The following is a 499-nucleotide window of genomic DNA, read 5'->3' as shown; positions in this document are numbered from 1 at the left end:
CATGGGCGGCATGCTGCGCCAGGCCATGGGCACCGCGATGCAGGTGGGCCAGCGGGCGCTGGCGGGGGAGTCGCTTGCCTTCCAGTACTTCACCTCGACCGGCGGCGAGGGCACCGTCGGCTTCGCGGGCGTGCTGCCCGGGGAGATGCGCGCGCTGGAGCTGGACGGCGGCCGTGCCTGGTTCGCGGAGAAGGATGCTTTCGTGGCGGCCGAGTCGACTGTGGAGTTCGGCATCGCCTTCCAGGGCGGCAGGACGGGCCGCAGCGGCGGCGAGGGATTCATCCTGGAGAAGTTCACCGGGCGCGGCACGGTGATCATCTGCGGTGCGGGCAATTTCATCGACCTCAACCCCGCCGACTTCGGGGGCCGGATCGAGGTCGACACGGGCTGCATCGTGGCCTTCGAGGAGGGCATCCAGTACGGCGTCCAGCGCATCGGCGGGCTCAACCGCCAGGGCTTGATGAACGCTGTGTTCGGCGGCGAGGGCCTGTCCCTCGCC

1 protein-coding gene is annotated in these 499 nt (G+C 70.3%); it reads left to right on the top strand.

Annotated elements, in window-relative coordinates; translation table 11 throughout:
- A partial coding sequence (locus CCN51_RS52400) for an AIM24 family protein (protein ID WP_143676264.1) occupies positions 1–499 on the top strand: 499 nt, incomplete at both ends.

It is taken from the genome of Streptomyces milbemycinicus (assembly GCF_002154605.1).
Taxonomy (GTDB): Bacteria; Actinomycetota; Actinomycetes; order Streptomycetales; family Streptomycetaceae; genus Streptomyces; species Streptomyces milbemycinicus.
The sequence above is the reverse complement of the archived record's forward strand: the minus strand, read 5'-3'. Positions and strand labels throughout refer to the sequence as shown.